General features: G+C 34.2%; 12 protein-coding genes. All 12 read left to right on the forward strand.

The window, feature by feature from the left end; genetic code table 11:
- Positions 1-87 precede the first annotated feature (87 nt).
- Entirely contained in the window at positions 88-1,413 is a 1,326-nt protein-coding gene (locus tag Q5N74_RS09465; RefSeq protein ID WP_304388602.1) for an arylsulfatase, read from the forward strand.
- 15 nt (positions 1,414-1,428) lie between these two features.
- A complete protein-coding gene (locus tag Q5N74_RS09470) occupies positions 1,429-2,574 on the forward strand; it encodes an alpha/beta hydrolase (protein WP_304388544.1) in 1,146 nt (381 codons plus the stop codon).
- A gap of 6 nt (positions 2,575-2,580) precedes the next feature.
- Positions 2,581-4,065, forward strand: a complete 1,485-nt coding sequence (locus Q5N74_RS09475) for an arylsulfatase (RefSeq protein ID WP_304388545.1) — start codon at positions 2,581-2,583, stop codon at positions 4,063-4,065.
- A gap of 310 nt (positions 4,066-4,375) precedes the next feature.
- Positions 4,376-6,322 carry a T9SS type A sorting domain-containing protein gene (locus Q5N74_RS09480; protein WP_304388546.1) on the forward strand — a complete coding sequence of 649 codons (1,947 nt, stop codon included), beginning with the start codon at positions 4,376-4,378 and terminating at the stop codon, positions 6,320-6,322.
- Positions 6,323-6,448: 126 nt separating this feature from the next.
- Complete coding sequence (locus Q5N74_RS09485; RefSeq protein ID WP_304388547.1) at positions 6,449-8,833, forward strand: glycoside hydrolase family 95-like protein; 2,385 nt, start codon at positions 6,449-6,451, stop codon at positions 8,831-8,833.
- 7 nt (positions 8,834-8,840) lie between these two features.
- Complete coding sequence (locus tag Q5N74_RS09490; RefSeq protein WP_304388603.1) at positions 8,841-10,361, forward strand: sulfatase-like hydrolase/transferase; 1,521 nt, start codon at positions 8,841-8,843, stop codon at positions 10,359-10,361.
- Positions 10,362-10,382: 21 nt separating this feature from the next.
- Complete coding sequence (locus Q5N74_RS09495; RefSeq protein WP_304388548.1) at positions 10,383-11,222, forward strand: histidine phosphatase family protein; 840 nt, start codon at positions 10,383-10,385, stop codon at positions 11,220-11,222.
- A gap of 285 nt (positions 11,223-11,507) precedes the next feature.
- A complete protein-coding gene (locus Q5N74_RS09500; RefSeq protein WP_304388549.1) occupies positions 11,508-13,025 on the forward strand; it encodes a hypothetical protein in 1,518 nt (505 codons plus the stop codon).
- A 508-nt stretch (positions 13,026-13,533) separates the two neighbouring features.
- Positions 13,534-15,498, forward strand: a complete 1,965-nt coding sequence (locus Q5N74_RS09505; protein WP_304388550.1) for a T9SS type A sorting domain-containing protein — start codon at positions 13,534-13,536, stop codon at positions 15,496-15,498.
- 41 nt (positions 15,499-15,539) lie between these two features.
- On the forward strand, positions 15,540-17,123 hold the full coding sequence (locus Q5N74_RS09510; protein WP_304388551.1) for a sulfatase: 1,584 nt from the start codon (positions 15,540-15,542) through the stop codon (positions 17,121-17,123).
- Between the two features lie 68 nt (positions 17,124-17,191).
- Entirely contained in the window at positions 17,192-19,057 is a 1,866-nt protein-coding gene (locus Q5N74_RS09515; protein WP_304388552.1) for a sulfatase, read from the forward strand.
- Between the two features lie 307 nt (positions 19,058-19,364).
- Positions 19,365-21,944 (forward strand): sulfatase-like hydrolase/transferase, encoded by a 2,580-nt coding sequence (locus Q5N74_RS09520; RefSeq protein WP_304388553.1) that lies wholly within the window; start codon positions 19,365-19,367, stop codon positions 21,942-21,944.
- Positions 21,945-22,152: the final 208 nt, after the last annotated feature.

The following is a 22,152-nucleotide window of genomic DNA, read 5'->3' on the forward strand; positions in this document are numbered from 1 at the left end:
CTACAACTATTAAATAAAATCATCAATGAACGCATTAGGATTTCTTTTCATATTAGTTTCAATAACCTCTTGTAAATCCAATATGGAATACAAACGCCACACATGGATAACATTCTAAAAGAAGGCGATCATTTTACAGAAGCACACACCAATTCTTCGGTATGTACACCTACTAGATATGGTATCATTACAGGGAGTTATGCTTGGAGAAGTCCATTAAAAAAAGGCGTGCTAAATGGTTGCAAACCAGCTTTAATAGAAGAAAGCAGACCAACCGTTGCTTCGTATCTTAAAAGCAATGGCTACACAACAGCCTGTATTGGAAAATGGCACATTGGTTTAGATATGCAACCAAAAGATGGAGACAAAGTTGTAATAGCAAAAGACGGCGTTAGTAATGTCGATTTTAGTAAACCAATAAAAGACCCAAGTGATTTAGGTTTTGACTATTCATACATCCTGCCAGCCTCTTTAGACATCCCTCCTTATGTGTATATAGAAAACGGAAAAACAGTAGAATTACCAACCGAATTTACAAAAGGAAAAAACGCAGGTCGAGGTGTTATGTGGAGACCAGGAGAAAAAGCACCTAATTTTGTATTTGAACAGGTATTAGATCATTTCACTAAAGAATCGGTTGCTTTCATCCATGATCAACAAGAAGTGGCTTCCCCTTTCTTTTTGTATTTCCCTTTAACGGCTCCTCATAAACCATGGCTGCCAGTTGGTGAATCCATAGGGAAATCTGAAGCAGGACTTTATGGGGATTACGTAACTATGGTAGATGATGCGGTAGGAGCTGTGGTTACTGCTTTAGAAAAATCAGGTCAGCTAAAAAACACCTTAATTATAGTTACTTCAGATAATGGGGCAAATTGGACAGAAAGAGATCAAGAATTATATCCACACCGTGCAAATTACATCTTCAAAGGTAGAAAAGCAGATATTTATGAAGGAGGTCATAGAGTGCCCTATATTGCACAATGGCCAGGTGTAATTCCTGCAGGACTACAATCGAATCAATTAATGTGTACCACAGATTTGTTTGCCACTTTATCTGGTATATTAAATCAATCAACTATAGAAAATGGCGCTGAAGACAGTTACAACATGTGGCCTGCTTATATAGCTAATATAAAGACGCCTATTAGAGAAGCTGTTGTGCATCATTCTCTTTACGGGATGTTTTCCATTAGAAAAGGCAAGTGGAAATTCACTCCAGAATTAGGTTCCGGTGGTTTTACAAAGCCAAAAAATATAGAACCAAAACCTAACGAAGCTCCAGGAACTTTATATGATATGATTAATGATCCTACGGAAAAAAACAATCTGTATAACGAACATCCAGAAATCGTTGAAGAATTAAATAACCTTTTAGATACCTATAAAAGTCAGAGCTTTAGTAATAAATAGGAGTACAGTAGAATTATGACAAGAAATAGAAAACTTAAGGTAAATACCTTATTAGTAATACTATGTATCACATTGCCATTTTTTAGAGGACTTGCGCAAGCAGAGGATCAATCCAACGGAGTGTATCGTGACATATACCTCCAAAAATCTTGGCAGAAATTAGATGAAAATAAGGATGGTCTATTTATTGAAAAAGAAAACAGTGGAAGTTGGAAACATTTAAATTACCTCGATGTTAATAAAGATAATGGGATTAGTAAAGAAGAGTTCTCTGAAACTAAAATCCCTTACTTAAATACCGAAGGAGAAAGAAAATTAAATGTACTGTATAAAGAAACGAAAGAAGAAAATCTATACCTCGATATTTATTATCCTAAAAACAGGACTGCAGGAGAGAAACTACCAGTTGTTATTTACACACATGGAGGTGGTTGGGCCGCAGGTAGTAGGCATGGAGCTTCCAATGCGTCTTTTAAAACCGTGCATACTGCACTTTTAGAACAGGGGTTTTGTGTCGTGTCTGTAAGTTATAGGCTTTGGAAAAAAAAGGGAACTACGGCAATGCGCGATTGTGTTATCGATAGTAAAGACGGGCTTCGCTATTTATCTAAAAACAGTGAGGAATTGGGAATAGATAAAAACCGTTTCTATTCTTTCGGAGATTCTGCGGGAGGTCAAATAGCTCAAATGTTATTATTGAGTTCGACAGACAGCCTAAAAGGAGATCCATCATTAGCAGCATACACCTATAACATGGTGGCTGGTGTGTCCTGGTATGGCCCATGTGATTTTGAGAAAACAAGTTTGTTTAATGATGATGATAGAGCTGGTTTTGGAGATCGATTTGGACCTCGAATTTTATTGCCTGATACCAAACCAAAAGATAAGTTAGTGTTGTATAGAGAAATGAGCCCTATTAATTATTTGACCAACAATAGTGCGCCATTGTTAATGATTCAAGGGGATAGAGACACAACAATTCCTGTAAAACACGCTTATTACATGGAAGAAAAAGCAAAAAAAATAAAAGCCCCCGTCACGATTATAATTGTTGAAAATGCAGGTCATAATTGGAGAAAAGTTGGGGAGGATATCAATCCAACCAGAACAGAGATTGAGAAAATTACAGTTGATTATTTTGTTTCACATAAAAATTTTTAAAGTAGCATGATTAAAAAAATAATACAAACAGGAATAGCATTCGTTTTAGGTTTTCTAAGTTTTTGCACAACAGCTCAAACAAAACAAGAACAACCCAATATAGTATTTATATTGTGTGATGATTTAGGGTATGGAGACGTACAAAGTTTAGCGCCAGAAACTAGCAAAATTAAAACACCACATATAGACCAATTAACCAGAGAGGGCATGGTATTTACAGATGCGCATTCTGGGTCTTCAGTATGTACACCAACACGTTATGGTATTATGACGGGGCGTTACAGTTGGAGAACTGAGTTACAGCGAGGTGTTGTTCAAGGGTTTGCTCCAGATTTAATTAAAGAAGATAGACCTACCATTGCTAATTTTCTTAAAAATCAAGAATATCATACCGCTATTATAGGGAAATGGCATTTAAATTTCCAGTATTTAGATCCCATTACAAAAACGGCCATTGAAAAAAAATCAAGAAAAAGTTTACCACCAATAGGTTCTCGTATTCCAGATGGGCCCGTAGATCGCGGGTTTGATTATTATCACGGGTTTCATCATGCTGGAGATATGAAAGCTGTTATTGAAAATGATGCCGTAATTCTTCATGAAGATGAAATTAATATGTTACCTAGATTGACTCAAAAATCTGTGGAATACATCAATAATCAAGCAAAAGCAAAGGAAGGAAAACCCTTTTTTCTATATGTTCCTTTAGGGTCGCCACACACGCCAATAGTACCATCAAAAGAATGGCAGGGTAAAAGCGGACTTGGAGATTATGCCGATTTTGTTATGCAAACAGATGCTACTGTTGGAGCTATTTCAAAAGCGATAGAAGCCAATGGTTTATCTAAAAATACCATAGTTATTTTTAGTAGTGACAATGGCTGTTCTAAAGCGGCTAATATTCCTAACTTAGAGAGACAAGGTCATATAGTTAGCGCTGGATATCGTGGTTCTAAAGCCGATTTGTGGGATGGTGGACATCGGGTGCCTTTTATTGTGAAATGGCCAAATAAAATAGCATCTGGTTCTACGAGTAAAGAACTTATTTGCTTAACAGATATTTTTGCATCTCTTTCAGATATTACGGGAGCGCCTATGCCTGCTAAAAGTGGTGAGGATAGCGTGAGTTTTCTACCAGCATTGTTCGGTAATCCCATTCATTCTACAAGAATGGGGGTAATACACCATTCAATCAGTGGGCATTTTGCATACAGAAAAGGTCCATGGAAATTGTTGTTAGCTCAAGGTTCAGGAGGTTGGTCATCACCTAGTGAAAAAGAATCAAAAGATATGCCTCATGTTCAATTATATGATATTGAAAATGACCCAGCAGAAACTACAAATTTATATGAAAAACATCCTGAAATTGTAAAAGAGCTTCTGTTGCAGTTAGAATCGGATGTGTTTAATGGACGTGCTACAAAAGGACAAGCGTCTAAAAATGACATAAATAAAATTGTTTTGTGGAAAAGCGGAAAAAAAAATAAATAAGTAAAACGTAAGAAAACAGTCTGATACTGTGATTGTTAATGTTTTATTTTATTATCTTCGTAACGAAGGTATACTAATCAAGCAGTCTAATTATTTCCCTCCTTATTATAGAATTAGACGCTTAGTACTGGTTTTTTGGTTGATTACAGTAAGTAATAGACTGATTAGAGAAAATCCAATAACAATAGAGCAAGTACCTTTGTTTAAAATTATTTAGTATAACACAACTAATAAAATCCTACTTACTTTGAAAATACTATTTGTTTTTTTAAAGAAATTTTAAACCTAGAATCATATAAACTAAGCCCCAATGAAAAAATTAAACTACTTAATAATCTTATTTTTATTTATCGGAATAGATGCAATGGAAGCACAATCTATTTGGTACGAAAATTCAAGTAACACCGCTAAAATTGTTTTTAATACCGCTGCAAAGGGAACTTTTTCAACGGATGAAACAAACCCTGTAACTAGCGGTTTAAATACAAATGCCACGGTTGCTAAATTTGTACGAGATGGACTAACAAGTCCAACAATCCTTTTTAATTTAACCAATCCAATAACCGATTTATCCACCTATACAATCTCATTAAAAGCCTATACATCAATAAAAACCGCTGAATTAAATAATCAAAGTAAAAGAGTTAGGCTTTATTTGAGAAATTCATCAATTGGGAATTCAAGTAATATGTTTGAAGGATTATCATTTTCTGAAGGGGAAACTTGGGAATCTTTTAATTTCATTTTTGATGGAATCGCGATTCCTGATGATGTTGCAGCAGAAGGTGGTTACGATCAAATAATGATTGGGTTAGCATCTGGAGATGACGGTATGTTAACATCAACGTATTATATCGATACTATTTCAGGGAGTTCAGATCAAACAGCTCCAACGCCAACCCTGGCAAATGCAGCATTTTTATCAGGTTCTTGGGGGGTAAGGTTTAATTTGCCAGGAGGTTATAATTTAGACGATGAAAGTAATTTTGATTGGGTTGCTGGCGCACAAGAAATCGCAGATAATTTACCAGCAGTCGGGCATGTTATTACAAATTTCACACATCCCGCACATGGCTATTACTATAGTTTAAGAGGGAATCCTTATGTAGATGTTGCCACTGAAATTCATCCAGCCATGGTGCCGTCCTTAGAAAATGAACAAATTATACTTGATATTATTAATGTTTTTAAATCTTCAGGGAAAAAAGTAATTCTGTACGTTAATGGAGGTGGCCCATCTAATATTCAAGGAGCTTCTGATGCCATAGAAACTGAAATTTCAGCAGCATGGGAAAGTTATTGCAACACAAAATTTGGTGGAGATCAAGCTTTGGGCTGGAGAACGTTAGCTAGAGGGTATTTTGAACGTTTTAAAGGCTTGGTAGATGGGTATTGGGTTGATAATTTATCTAGTTTAAGGGCTGTAGAGGTAGGTCCGTTTTTAAATATGATTAGAGACGTAGATCCAAATATTGCCATTGCTTCTAACCTAGATAAATCGTACATAGAAGATGAAAATGGCAACCGAATATTGGTAGATTCTGATGGAACAAACGATCAAGACCCTACAGATTATAAAGTATTCTTTTTAGAAGCCAATGACCCCTATATGGATTTTACAGCAGGCCATCCTACACCTTTAGGACAAGGAGCGCCACCAAACTCGTGGGCATATGAAGAGTATTCATTTCCTTTAATAACTGAAAACCCATGGTCTACTTATGATAATAGTAAGCTAACATTAAAACATTATTTTGCACCTATCAGGCAGCAATGGAGTGTTGCTAGAGCCGATTTAATATTTGAAGTGGAACAAGCATACCGTTTTGTTAGAACATTTACTGATGCAGGTGCAGCAATTACTTGGAGTACCACAATAAGCGATGGTTTTATTACTGATGATGAAATGGCTATCATGCAGACTATAAATGATAGAATGGTACAATCTCCAAAACCAGATTTTATTCCGTATGCAAGACCAGAAGGTGCTTTTCTAAATGGCGAAACATTAAGTGTTGATGCTAATAAGTTAGATACTAATAATCTTGTTTTATTTCCAAACCCTGTAAAGCAAAGTTTTAAATTATCAAAAGAAATTGATTCTGCAATTATTTATAACCTTAGTGGTCAGAAAATTTTAGAATTTAAAAGCAACCAACCTGCTTTCGATGTGTCAATATTAAACAGTGGGATGTATGTTTTCAAAACCATATCTAAAAATGGTGAAAGTGAATTTCTTCAGTTTATCAAACAATAAAAAGCTTTAATTTTAGTACGATGTCATGCCTTTATGCTTGTATAAAGCAAGTTTTTGAGCGATAAGAGAAAGTATCACCTATGTAAGTTATATAATTTAGCATTTATATTATGTTAATTGTTAACTATGGAAATTAAAATATCTAAAGTATCTTATTGTTATTTATTCTTCGTGCTATTTTATAATTTTAGCCTAAATGCTCAAAAGGTCGATTTTAAAGTAGGTTACGAATCTTTTTTATCAAAGCACGATATGCTTTGGGATATTGTTCCAGACAAATGGCAAACCGCTCCGTATTCAGGAAATGGTAATGTTGGGTTTTTATTATATCAAGGAACCGAAGAAAAAGACAATGTGATCTCCCTGCATATTGGACGTCATGATTATTACGACCATAGAGAAGCAGAAACAAAAGCAGATGAAATGCTTTGGATCAAACGAAGCAGATTACCATTGGGTCATTTTAAGCTAAGCTCTAAAGGGAAAATTACCGGAGTTGACATGCGTTTAGATTTATGGAATGCCGAATTAACAGGTACTATAAAAACGTCTCAAGGAAGTTATAAAATTAAAGGATTTACGCATAGTACGAATGATATTATCTATTTGGAAACCGATACCAAAGATGAAAACATAGAAATTACTTGGCATGCCGAAGATCCTATTCCTCCAGTTTATGAAGTTTTAAAAAGCGGTGGTGGTCCAGAAGGTGGTACTTGGGATAATATGAGAGAAGTAACTCTAGAAATGGCACCCAAACCAACTTTTACTGAGAAAAACGGTTTCAATTTCTGTTACCAACCATTATTCGATAACAGAGGAGAAACCACTACAGGTTATAAAATAACGGGTAATCCTTCCGAAAAACAACAATTAATTGCGAGTGTGCATCATTGTTTTCCAGACCATAATTCACTAGAAATTGTTACTGGAAATTTAGAAACTGCCGAAGCTCTTATCCAAGAAAACAACTTTGTATCTACCCATAAAAAATGGTGGCATGACTATTATCCTTTAAGTTTTTTAACTATTAATGATGCTGAAAAAGAATCTTTCTATTGGATTCAAATGTATAAATTAGGATCTGCTTCTAGAGGAAACGGACCTATTTTAGATTTAATGGGACCTTGGTATAACAGAACCTTTTGGCCAATGGTTTGGGGTGATTTAAATGTGCAATTAATTTATTGGACACATTTAACAGCGAATAGAATGTCTATTGGAGAATCTCTACCAAACAACATTGATAGATACGCCAAAAACCTAGAAGACAACGTGCCTCCGCAATGGAAAAACAGTGCTGCCGTTGCTGCTTTAATGCCGCAAGACCTCATCGCTTTTAATGGTGCAAAAGTGCCAGATATGTTAGCGTGGATTTTAAACGATTATTGGTTGCATTGCCAATTTGCAGGAGATGATATTCGAATGCGAGATAAACTATTTCCTATCTTAAAAAAGACGGTGAATAGTTATTTGAATTATATAAAAGACAATCCTGTAGATGCCGAAGATGGCAAAATTCATATTAAATATAGTTGGTCCCCAGAATACAAACCAGGTCGTGGTCAAGACATTAACTTCACATTGGCGCTGATTCGTTGGAGTTGCCAAGCGCTAATCGACATTGATGAAAAGCACCAAATAAATGACCCACTTAAAAAAGAATGGAGACACTTATTAGACAATTTAGTAGATTTTCAAATTGATGAAAACGGACTGATGGTAGGAAAAGATAGACCTTTTGCGAATCCGCACAGACATTATTCCCATCTATTGGCTTTTTATCCTTTAATGGTGATTACTCCTGAAAAAGAAGAAGACAAAACATTATTACGTACATCTTTAGATCATTGGTTAGATGTTACTTTTAATAGCGGAAAGAAAATTAAAGCCATGCCAGTAACGGGTTATACCGCAACTGGAGCTTCTTCTATGTATGCCAATTTAGGCGATGCCGAAAAAGCGTATTATTATTTAGATTTTCTAATCAAGCATAAAAATATTTCGTCTACCACGATGTATTCCGAAGGGAAAATCAATCCGGTGATTGAAAGTCCGTTGTCTTTTGCAACCAGTGTACACGATATGATGTTGCAAAGTTGGGGAGGAAAAATACGTGTATTTCCTGCAAGTCCAAAAAAATGGAAAGACGTTGCTTTTCATGATTTAAGAACCCAAGGTGCTTTTCTAGTAAGCGCTAAAAAAGTAGAAGGAGTTACCGAATTTGTTTCCGTAAAAAGTTTAAAAGGAAATGCTTGTATCGTTCAAGTCGATTTTGAGAATCCGGAATTTTATATCGACGGAAAATCGGTTTCTATACCTGAAACATCCGATGGTTTTTATACTATTGATTTAAAGCAAAATGAATCTGTTATTATTACTTCCAAAGAAATAAACAAAACAGATTTAAGTATTCAAGAATTACCAAAATCGGAAGCAGAGCAAAATCTATTCGGTTATGGCAAGAAAACAAAACGACTACCAGGTCATGACTATTACAGTTCTTATTAAAAAATATATGAAAACATTTTTATACAGCATCTTTATATGCGCTTCTTTTATATCCTGCAAAGCACAAGAACAACAAAAAAAACCGAATGTCATTTTTATTTTTTCGGATGACCAAAGGTTCAATTCTTTGAGCATGACCGGAGATCCTATAGCAGAAACTCCAAATATCGATCAACTAGCAAAAGAAGGTGTCTTTTTTAATAACGCATATATTACTAGTCCTATTTGCGGACCAAGCAGAGCAAATATCTTTACGGCACAATGGGAACGAAAAAACAAAATTGGGTTTACCAATATTTCAAAACATGTGATTTCTAAAAAGACCTATCAAGACAGTTGGCAAGCACAATTAAAGAATGCTGGATATTCCACTGCTTTTATTGGAAAACACCACACTAAAATTGGAGATAGAAAAGATACACCTTTAGTCGAAAACACCGATTTTAGTTATTATGGAAATGGCCATTTAGGATTCTATCCAGAAAAAAAACACAAACAATTCAGCAATCTAAAAAACAAAACCCAAGTGGAAGGTTTATTAGAAGCTACGAAAGCCTACTTAACACAAGGTGATGATTATAAGTATTTTTACGAAAATGCAGACCCTTCCATTAAAAATCAACTTCAAAAAAGAGATCCTAACAAACCCTTTTCGGCATGGATTAATTTAAATCTTCCGCATGCCTCTAGTATTGGAGGTATGGGTTCCCACGATACAGATCCTGAATATTACAAAACAAAGTATGACGATGTAAAGCATAAAATGGAATTTCCGGATAACTATCCTCAAGATATTAGCTTACCTGAAAATGTGTATGCGACATCCGATTTAATGAAATATTATGTCACTGCTAATAAAGGCAAATTATTAAATGAAAAGCTAAAAATGGATCGCGCTAATTACGCTATCGATTTGATGGTAGGTAATTTACGTGCCTTTTTAAAGGAAATTGGCGAAGCGGATAATACCATTATTGTATTTTGTTCCGACAATGGTTTGTTTTTAGGCGAACACGGATTAGGTGGAAAAACCATTTTATATGATGAATCGGTGCATGTTCCTATGATTGTGTATTCGCCATTTTTCAAGGATAAAACAAAAGGAAAAGTGATTGAGGAATTGGTAGTCGGACAAGATATTCCTGCAACGATACTAGAAATGTGTGGTGTACAAACGCCGCAATCCTATCAAGGAAAAAGTATGCTTCCATTAATAGATGGTAAAAATGATAACTGGAGAGAAGATATCTTTTTAGAAAACTTATTTACCGATCAAGGCTACCCAAGACAAGAAGGTGTAAGAAGTAAACAGTATAAATACATTCGCTCTTTCAGTAAAGAAAACGATCGAAATAAATACGTTCCAGAACAAACAATAGATACAGATGAACAACCAATCTATGAGGAATTATTCGATATCATAAAAGATCCTAAAGAGCAGAATAACTTAGTTGGAAACAAAGATTACATCGACGTTTTAAATGCATACAGAGAAAGATGTAAAATCCTTGTTTCCGAATTAAACTAATTGACCTTCAAATAGTATCCCATGAAAAAGCTACTACTAACCTTTCCTATTGTCATCGGAATCTTCATTTTTGGAATGCTACTTCCGAAAAGCAATATAAATGAAACTTCTAACAATACCGAAGTAATTCAGAAGAAAGACTCCACAAAATCGAAGCTTCGAATTTACTATATAAGACATGCAGAAGGTGGACATAATGTTAAAAAAGAATGGGGAATATACCCAGAAAGCGAATGGCCTTCTTATGTTGGTGATCATAGTACATTTACGCCTAAAGGAATTATGCAACTGTCCAGAGTGACTAATAAGTTAAACCGGTTTAATTTCGACTTTGTAGCCGTAAGTCCTGCATGGCGTTGTAAAAAAACCGTATTACTATATCTAGAAGCTTCCAAAATGAAAGCAGAGATTTGGCCAGAACTTGCTGAAATTTATGCAACCAATCTTATGGTTTCGCCAGATTTACCAGAACATACAGCAACCGATAAAATACTAGGTGCTGGAGATGCTATCACTTTACTTCCAGAAGAAGCTCCTTATTTTACGTTGCGTAAAGATGGTTTGCATGAATTTAAGAAAATGCGATTTCCTAGAGATCATTCCGAGAGTGCAAAAGAAAATGCGATGGCGAAGGTAATTATCGATCGTGTTCTAGAATTAATTGATGAACGCAGTGCTTCTCATAAAACGATACTTTTATCCGGACATGGAAGCAGCGGAAAAGCAGTTTTAAGAATGCTTACAAAAAATCCTTTAAATGGTTTTCCTCAAATAACAAATACCGGTATTTGGATGGTAGAACAACAAGAGGATGGTTCGTTTAAATTAATGATGTTTAATGATGTCCCTTTATCGGAGTAAGAAATTATAATTATGAAGTAATAATTTAGCTGATAATAAAAAACATTGAAGTATTAAATGTTTACTATTTTTGTGCTTTTATTTTTTTTATTAAAAACTCGAATAGCCCAAAATTAAACTTTCAAGATATTGGACCAACTGAAGATTATAACCTTATTTTAATGCGCTATTTAACGCCAAAACCTTAGCAATGCAAAAAAAGAGCAAGCATTTGACCGAATAAAGAAATGTCTTTTCCTATAATTACAAGATATTTGATAAAATATTAATACTAATTTAAACTTTATGAAAGCAACCAAGTATATTTCAGCTATTCTATTACTACTATTAAGCATATCCTGTTCAACAGATTTAGATAATAAATATGAGTCTCCTGAAATTCCTAATCAATTCATGGATTTTACTATTGACAATGATACTCAATCTATTGATAATGAAATTACAGTAACCATTCAATCCGGAGATTACCAATCTACATCCGTTCGTTTTGTAGATGAAATTGGAGTTCCGTATACACCTCCTAAAACAGAACCTAGTGAAGGAGAAAATGCAAGTGATTTAGACAATGTTTTTATACCTACTATTACAGTAACTGAGAACAATAATTTAGAATATAAAATTTCAGCGACAAAACTTAGATTAGATGAGAAAGCACTATTAGAGGTTGAAAGTTTTTTAGTAGAAGTTAAGGTCGTTAATAATAGTGGAGTTGAATTAACAGGATACGATAGAATTTATTTCAGTGATGTTGAATACATATTTAACACAAAAATATCATTTAATGAAACAGGAGGCGATAGCCAAACATTTAATGTAGGAATAGAAGACACAGATGATCTTGATGCTAATATTATAGCCGTGGGAGGTACAGGTATAGTTTCAGAAAACATTAGTTTTATAGGTGTTGCTACTGAAGATCCTAGTGATGATGGTGCCACTGCAACTTTTACTTTTGAATTAACTACAGATGCAGCTACTGCAATTGATGCTACTTTAAATTTAGAATTAGCAAAAAGAGAAAAAGGTAGCGTTACAGGTACCGTTTCTGTAACGGGGTATCCAGATACACCTTTTTCTTATGAAGTGACATCAACTGTTGATGGTGGTAGTGCTCCAGCTATCGATTTTGAATTTGCATCAACTATTTCACTTGTTTCAGGCACAACGCTTACGGTTACTATTACACTGGATGAGATGTTAACTGAAGGAAATACAACAGCTCCTATTTTTAAGTTATCAAAAGTAATTATAAATAAAGGTGGTAATGAACCTGAACCGGCACAAGATACTTGGCTAGATGTAGATAATTCAATTGAAAAATTAACAGTATCAACCGTTTGTACAGACTGTTCTGTAGAAACAGTGGCAAACCCTGATGCTGCAGATGCAGAAGCTACGAATGTAACAAAATGGACTATAGGTTCTACTTCTGGCAGTGGAAACAAAAGTCTTGATTTTGATTTCAAAGACGGAGAGGGTATTACACTTGCTGATTATGCTAACTTAATAGTAACCGTACGTATGTACTGGCCTAGTTTCAATGACATTAGTAATTATGATAGTAATGAGCGTATTAGATTCTATTTAAGTGATGGAGTTAATGAACAACAAGTACAAGGTAAATTTGTTGAATCTAACGAAGCTGGATGGCATACTATGGAATTTGATTTTACAGGAACACCATCAGGTCCTGCCCTAACATCAGATATAATTAGTGGAGAAATTAGATTAATAGGTAATAAATTTACAAATATAGATAATGGTCTTGAATTTTATATTGACACGATCACTACAAATTTATAGATTAAAAGTCATTAGAAAGTAATGCTTTAAAATTATTATCTAACAATATAGATAATATTTTAGAAGTTGTCCAGACCAATTAATTCAGCTACTATTTATAACAATTAGAGTATAGCTGTAAAAAAAAATAAAGCATATAGGCTGTTTAATGTTTTAAGTTCATTAACAAGTTTATATATGTTTTATGCAAAATTAGAGGGGGAACAAAAAAGACTTTGCGTTTTCTTAAAAAACAATAGGTTATTCGTCTAATTAGATTACATATAAAAAAGTTTTTAGTTAAATATTTAACTAAAAACTTTTTTATATGTTTAAAACAAACATCCCCAAACGTTACAATTACACACTTTATATAATTGATGATTAAAGACACTTTTAAGAATTAAATGATTTCAGATTAGTTAATTACCAATGATGTTTTAGAGCAAGTATTTGACTATTTAAAGAAACACGATTCCCCATTAACTATATATCTTTGGTTTAAAAATTAGAAGCTAACTTATTAATAATGACTAAATCTTTACCTATTTTCTTTTTTTTACTTTGTTTCGTTCAATTATCCCATGCTCAATTTTTATGGTATGAAAATGAAACAAACACCTATCAAATTGAATTAGAAAGCACAACGTCAGGGAATTTTTATACAAAAATTACCAATCCAAATAATACAGGAATTAATACAAATGCTGTGGTTTCTAAATTTAATAGAGACGAAGGCACAAGTGCTTTTTTAAAATTTGATTTGTACCAGCCAGTAATGGATTTCACGGGGTATACGATTACCATTAAAGCCTATTTAGATATTCCTACCGCAGCATTGACGAATAGTAATTCGAAATTAAGAATGTATTTCTTAAATGCTTCCGGAGGACCACAAACCTATAAACAATTAAATTTTTCTGTGGGACAAACATGGGAATCTTTCACCTTCGATTTTAATGGCGTTGCCATTCCTGAGGAAATATTAAATGCCAACGGTTTTAATCAAATTAGAATAGGTTTTGCAAATAATTCTACATCTGTAGCAGCAGCCACATATTACATAGATACTATAAGTGGTACCACAGAACAAGTAGCAAATACCACAACACATTCAGCGGCTTGGTTATCAGGTTCGTGGGGCGTTACCTTTCCTGTTTTTGGAGGAGAACGTTTAGATGCTGAAGTTGCTGGAGGTTACAATCTTCCCGCGGGTGCTCAGGAAGTGGTGGATGAGCTTCCTGCTGCAGGACATGTTATTACAAATCTTTCCTATTTTGCGCATTCACATTATTTTACGTTAAGACAGAATAGCAATGTGGATGTAGCAACAGAAATACATGAAAGCTTGGTGCCAAGTTTAGCGAATGAAGCTATAATTTTTGAGGTTATGCAAAAGTTTAAAGATTCAGGAAAGAAAGTTATTTTGTATATCTCTACCAATTATTTGGATAGAGCAGATGTGGAAACTCAAGCTGCTTGGGTAGACTATTATACAAACCATATTGATTTTGCAGGAGATGAGTATTTGGCTTATAAAGACCTAGTTGAAGGGTTTATAGAACGTGTAAAGGATTATGCAGATGCCTATTGGTTGGATACAACTGGAGAACTTTACGATGATGGACATCTAGAAGATTTTGTTGAAATGATTAAAGTAACTGATCCTGGGGCTGCTGTCTCAGTCACTGGAGTTGGTGCAGCTTATTTCCAAAAAAACGGTGAAAATATTTTAGTAGATTCTGATGGTCTTGATGATGAAGATGCAAGGGATTACAAAATAATAAAATTTGAAGGCGTTAATAGGTACCAAGATTTTACAAGAGGACATGTGACACCACTAGGACAAGGAGCGCCTCCTAATTCTTGGGCTTATGAAGAATTTACGATACCTCACATGGTTGAAAATCCATGGTCCATGTATGAAGGGAATACCGTATTAAAACACGCTTGGTTTCCAGTAAGAGCAAGGTGGCATGTTTCGTCACAGCCATTAGTTTTTGGAACGGAAGATGCTTATAGGTTTGCAAAGCGTATTGTAAACGCCAATGCTGGCGTAACTTTTGCTACCACTATAAATGATATTGGTAGTGGCAAAGGTTATATGATGGATGATGAAATGCTAATTATGAAAGCAATTAATGATAGACTTCTATCTAACCCTGTGCCTGATTATGAGCCTTATGCAAGACCAGAAGGGGCTTTTCTAGTAGGGGAGTCAACTTTATCAACTAGTGCGCATAATAATACATCACAAGTTAAGTTTTATCCCAACCCTGCAGTAAATAAGTTAACTATTACTAGAACATCAACGGGTATAGATTATATAACAGTTATATCTATTTTAGGTACTACAGCTCTAGAAAAGGTATGGAGTAATGGATCTATGACGACACAATTAGATGTATCTACTTTAAATTCAGGAATTTATTTTATAAAACTGTCTAATGGTAATAATCATACCATCACTCAAAAAATAATAATATCTAAATAAAAAATAATATCTAAACAACATAAAAATAACGGAATAAATTCATGAAAAAAGTAGTTCTATCAATCGTTATCTGCATCATTACAACAAGTAGTTTTGCACAAGAAAGACCTAACATTATCTTTCTTTTATCTGATGATCAAACAAGCATTGCCACAGGTTGTTATGGTAACGACCAAGTAGTAACACCCAATATGGATATGCTTGCGCAGGAAGGTGTTTTATTTGAAAATCACTATAACACAACCGCTATTTGTATGGCAAGTAGAGCCATTATTTTAACGGGCATGTACGAATACAAAGCGGGTTGTAATTTTGATCACGGTCCTTTAAGAAAAGAGAAGTTTGCCAAATCGTATCCTGTTCTTTTAAGAGAACAAGGGTATTACACGGGGTTTGCAGGTAAATTTGGGTTGGCTGTTTCTGATGATGGCAATAGTACAAGTCATAATACTTGGGATACACTTCCAATAGATGCCTTTGACAATTGGGCAGGAGGCTTAGGCCAAACTAGTTACCAAACAGAGAAAAACAAGTATATTTCAAAATACGCTGAAAAATATCCGCATAGTACAAGAGCATATGCTGCCTGGGCAGAAGATTTTATTATTGAAGCGAAACAAACAGGCAAGCCTTTCTCTATGTCCATTAGCTTTAAAGCGCCTCATATGCCCTTCTCTCCAGATCAATATTTCGATTATGTTTATAAAGGAAAAGAGTATAAAAAACCGGAGAACTATGGAGCCGAAAATGCAACACATCTAGCGCCTCAGGCAAAGACAGGAAGACAATATAAAGAGTATGGTTTTTGGCGTGATTCTGAAGAAAGCTACCAAGAAACTATTAAAAACTACAACCAATTAATCCATGGTGTAGATTACGCTTTAGGAATGATTCGAAAAACGTTAGAGGAACAAGGCGTTGCAGACAATACCATCATCATATTTACCAGTGATAACGGTTACAGTTGTGGTGCTCATAATTTTGGAGGAAAAGTGTTGCCTTATGAAGAAGCTTCAAAATCGCCTTTAATTATTTACGATCCAAGAACGCCTATTAAAGAAAGAGGTGTTAGGCGTGAAGAAGTAACTGCAAATATTGATATGGCTCCAACTATTTTAAACTATGCAGGCATCGAGCCTCCTGCCAATATGGATGGTGAAGATTTACGTGTATTGATAGAAAAGCCAAAGAAATTTAAACGGGAAACCGTTGCGCTTACAAATATGTGGGGTAATGACGAAATACAAGCTATGGGCGTTGTTTCTAAAGATTGGAAATATATTTTCTGGAATTATGAAGATGATAAAATGAATACTACCGAGGAACTTTTTCATATTGGAAAAGATCGTTTGGAAATGACAAACAAAGCCACCGATCCTTCTGCAGAAAAACAGCTTGAAAAAATGCGTTCCCTATACGATGCACATCTTAATACCTTAAAAAAAGAAGCGACTAAGGATAATTTATACCAAAAATATGCTGTTTTATTTGACAGAAATGCAACCGCTGAAGACAAGAAGCCTTATTTAATTGGAACTAAGGATATATCTCAAAATAAAGGCGAAGACAATAAAAAAACAACTAAAAAAAATAAGAAAAACAAAAAAAATAAGAAGAATAAGTAGAAAAGAGACTAATGTGCTATGCGCAGAATCATTTTCATTCTTGTTTATAATAAAATCACCTAAAGACCATGTATAAAACACTCCTTTTTTCACTAATTTGTTATCTAAATGCAACTGTTTTATTTGCTAATGATTTGCCATTGGATAACAGTAAGGAAAGACCCAAAAAACCAAATGTATTACTAATACTAACAGACGATTTAGGTTGGCAAGACGTAAAATGTTACGACATAGATCAACCTTCTCCATTCGAAACACCAAATATTGATAAATTAGCCAAAGAAGGCGTGATTTTTTGGCAAGGGTATTCTCCTGCAACGGTTTGTTCACCTTCTAGAGGATCTATTTTATCGGGGAAACATCCGGTTCGCTTAGAAAGAACCAGTGTAAGAGGCGGGCATCCTCCATTACCTTTTAATTATGGGTCTTCATTAATAAGTCCTTGGATGCGAGGTGCTTTAGATACTTCGGAAATTACCATTGCGGAGTCTCTTAAAACAAACGGTTACAAAACGGGACATTCAGGTAAATGGCATGTAGGTATTGCAGTAACAGACTATCCAGAACCTAAAGATCAAGGATTCGATTTTTCAAAACACGGTTTTGGTTCTCATAAAAGAATGACCGATCGTACCAAAGGATTCGCTACTACAGATAAGTCAGATCCTTTTTATTTAGACGAAGAGGGTTTCCCGTTTGATGACATTACCCAAGATGGAATTGATTTTATGGCTGAAAATAAAGAGGATCCGTTTTTTCTTTTTTATGCCTCTCGTTTAGTACATACCCCAATTCACACAAGAAGTGAAGCCTTGTTAAAAAAATACTATCAAAAATTAGGAATAGCATATCCTAGAGAAAGTGATGTTTGGGATGAAGAAGGACAAAGAAACGCCTATTATGCGGCCATGATTGAAACCATAGATCATTACACCGGTTTATTAATTAAATACCTCGAGCAAACAGAAGACCCTAGATGGCCTGGACATATGTTAATTGAAAATACCTATGTAGTTTTTACGTCTGATAATGGAGGTATGGAACAACATACTAAAGAAATTATTACAGACAACTACCCTTTAGATAAAGGAAAGATAAATGCAAAAGAAGGAGGCACTAGAGTTCCTTTTATTGTAACAGGTCCTACAATTTCTTCAAATATAGAATCTAATGTGATGGTGAATGGTCTGGATCTTTATCCTACCATATTGAGTTGGACAGGTACCAAAAAACAAGACAATCAAATATTAGATGGTGCCGATTTATCAATATTACTAGATAAAGATCCAACGGATTCCAAATTAGTTTTAGACCCTGAAACAGGTAAGTCTAGAAATACGATGATGTGGCATTTCCCTAACAGTTCTATGCAATCTACGTTGCGAATTGATGATTATAAATTGGTGCGTGAATATATTGCTACCGAAGAAAAAACTAGTTTAGCATTGTATCAATTGTATGAAAACGGTACTAAACGAGTAGATATTGAAGAGGCTAAAAATCTTGCAGGTAAAATGCCGGAGAAAGCAAAAGAAATGAATCGTCTTTTGGAAGAAAAATTGGAAAAATTACATGCCAGATATCCTTATTTAAATCCAACTAGTAAAGCAGAAGTACCTAATAAAGCAGAAGTACCTACAGTTGTGAAACATGGAGTAGATGGTGATAAAGTTTGGTTAGAATACAAGAATAATGGAGCTAAAGTTGTTAAAGCAGAGCTTATATATACTAAAAATGGCGGTATCGCTGGTGAAATTTGGTTTCCTGTTACTATGACTCTTACTGGTGATAAAGTTTCTGTAACCTTACCAAAAGGAACTACCCATTATGTCTTTAATCTAGTTGATGAAAACAATTTTCTAATAAGTTACCCAGATGCGGGTTACCAAAAAACAACTCAAGTATTTGCAACTAAAGCAATTCCTGTTAAATAATTAAAAATTATTATAATCAAAAGAAGCACTGTAGATTTAATTCTATGGTGCTTCTCTTGTTATTAGCCAATAAATTTTGACATTCTTAATGTATCAATTATTCATAAGTAACAAGGGCATCGTGTTGCAGTTCTTTATTTTTTATAATACTGGGTTTGTATACATCTTAAGCCTATTCACCTAGTTCTGGTAAGTACTATTTAATAAACTCATTTTATTAATTGTAATGATTGATATAAGTAAGTTTTTGGTTGATTTTAGCAATTTACACCTCCTAATAAAATTTATTTTTACATCAAATAATTTCATGATGAGAAACAGAACACTACTTTATTTTTTTAGTATATTTTTTTTAGTTCAGGTATATGGTCAAGATATAGTTAAGCCAAATGTTATTATTTTTTATGCAGATGATTTAGGTTGGCAGGATACTAATTTGAACAACTTAGGAGAACCCGCTCCTTGGGAAACACCCAATATGGACAAATTAGCTAAACTAGGAGCTAAATTTTCACAAGCATATTCTCCAATGCCTACTTGTGCTCCATCAAGAGCAGCAATGTTAAGTGGTAGAAATGCGCTTAAAACAAAATTAACCCAAGTTTCTGGCGGAGAAGTACCTGGTTTATCAAGAAATAAACTTGGCAATAAATTGATTAGTCCTTTTACTCCTTTAAGAATGCAAGATGAGGAATACACCATTGCAGAAGCTCTAAAAGACGCTGGTTATAATACAGGACATGTAGGTAAATGGCATATAGCTGGAGCTAATGGATTTCCAGAAGCAAAGGATCAAGGTTTTAAAACTCAGTTTACTGATAGAGGTGTACACAGAGGTATGAACGATAGGTATACACTTTCTGAATTTGGAGTAAATAACAGTAATTATCCATTAGATGAGGATGGTGTTCCTTTTGACGGTGTAACCGATGCTGCTGAAAAATTCTTGCAAAATAGTGTTGCAGAAGGCGCTAATGGAGATCCATTTTTCTTATACATGGCAACATGGTTGGTTCATACACCAATTCAAACCAGAGATTTAGCATTGTTACAAAAAATATCTGAAAGATTAGTTGGTCGTGGAGAATTGTCTGCTGAAGATCTTGAAAATGGGATACCTACTATTAAAACACCTTTAACTGCAGCAGGAGATCATAACCCTTTTTATGGTGCCATGGTTGAAACTGTAGATTGGAGTTTGGGTAAAATAATTAATTATTTAGAAGCCACTGATGACCCAAGAAATCCAGGGAAAAAATTATTTGAAACCACCTATGTTATTTTTTCATCAGATAATGGAGCTTCCGAACAAAATAATGTTGATTTTGAAGATGCGTCAGGTAATGTTTCTAGACAAGAAGAAGTTGTAGCTGATAATTTTCCTTTAGATCAAGGAAAAACAAGTTCAAAAGAAGGTGGTGTGCGTGTTCCTTTAATTATAACAGGGCCAACCGTTACTCCAAATAAAGAATATAGTAATGTAGTTAATGGATTAGATTTTTATCCTACAATAGTATCAGTAACAGGAATTACAGTGGCAGATGCCATATTAAACGATTTAGACGGTGTGGATTTAAATCCTTTATTGAGTGGGCAATCTACAACAGTAAATAAAGCTAATGGTTCTGAAAGAACAGATATGTTTTTCCACTACGCCGTTGCAGATGATCTTAAATCGAAATCAACAATTAGAAGAGGTGATTATAAATTGTATAAATTATACCTTGACAATTCTTATGAAGCATATAGATTATATGACGGAGACGTTCTTGTTGATATTGAGGAGGCAAATAATGTTATAGAAACAATGCCTACAGACATAAAAGAAAGTATGATAGCTTCATTAGACGCACATCTAAATGAGAATAATGCTAAATTCCCTATGTGGAATCCTGATGACCAAGCAGGTTTACCAAATAGAGTATTTGTACCTTCAGTAGCTTCTACAAGTTATAATCAAGAAACTCAAATTGTAACCGCTACTATTTCTACAGAATCAAATCAAGTTGGTATTGTTAAAGCTTATTTACTTTATGTAGAAGATGGAGTAAATGAAGAGTGGCATGAATCAACTACACCAACAACTATATTAGGTAATGTAGTAACTTCTAGTGTTCCAGAAACAGCTACTAAAGTTGTTTTTTATATGGTTGATGAAAATGGTTTTTTCGTTTTATCTCAAGAAGTTGCAGTAGCTTCTGTTACAAGAATTACACTTAATGAATCAGATACTGTACAAAATTTTAATCCATCAGATGTTTTTTATGAAACTGTAGGAGATATTTCTGTAAGAGATGCTTATTTACAAGCCTTAGCGGCAGAAGGAGGACAAGGTGCTAACTTTTACGTAAAAAGTGCTAATAACAAAACTATTATATGCAGTAAAGTTACATTTGGTGTTAGATCAAAAGCAAATGATACGTCTAAATTTGATGTGACTATTGGTGATGTGACACAAAGTTTTACTTATACAAGTTCTGTTGATAGCGAAGATGTTGAATTTGATTTTTCGGGACCAATATCATTTACAGGCGAATCTCAAGAAATTAAATTTTTAACAACAGCATTAAAGAATTCTGAAGATGGTATAACACCAAGGTTTAGGTTGTATGATGTTACATTTCATGTTTCTGAAGTATTAAGTATTGATGAGGTTACAAATAATAATGTTAAACTTAATCTATATCCCAATCCAGTAAAAAACACTTTTAGTCTTTCAAAAGAAGTAGAATCTGGTGTTTTGTATAATTTATATGGAGCAAAAGCGCACGAATTTAATAATCAGAATAAAGACATAAACATATCAAACTTAAAAACAGGTTTATACTTATTACAAGTAAATTTTAGGGATGGCAGTAAAAAAACTTTAAAATTATTAAAAGAATAATGGTTACTTTCTGTAATTAAAAGCAGTGCATTTTAAAGGTGAAATAGCCCTGGCTTGATACCAAGACTGCGTTATATTAGATTGTTTTGAAAGCTATAGATTGTCTATAATAGAACAGCCAGAATAAAACTATATATAAGGGGAAGATAGATATGTTTTATAGCCTATTGTTGGATTAGTTTATAACTCCCAGGAATGCTAATGAAGC

This window comes from Mariniflexile sp. AS56 (assembly GCF_030552475.1).
Lineage (GTDB): Bacteria > Bacteroidota > Bacteroidia > Flavobacteriales > Flavobacteriaceae > Mariniflexile.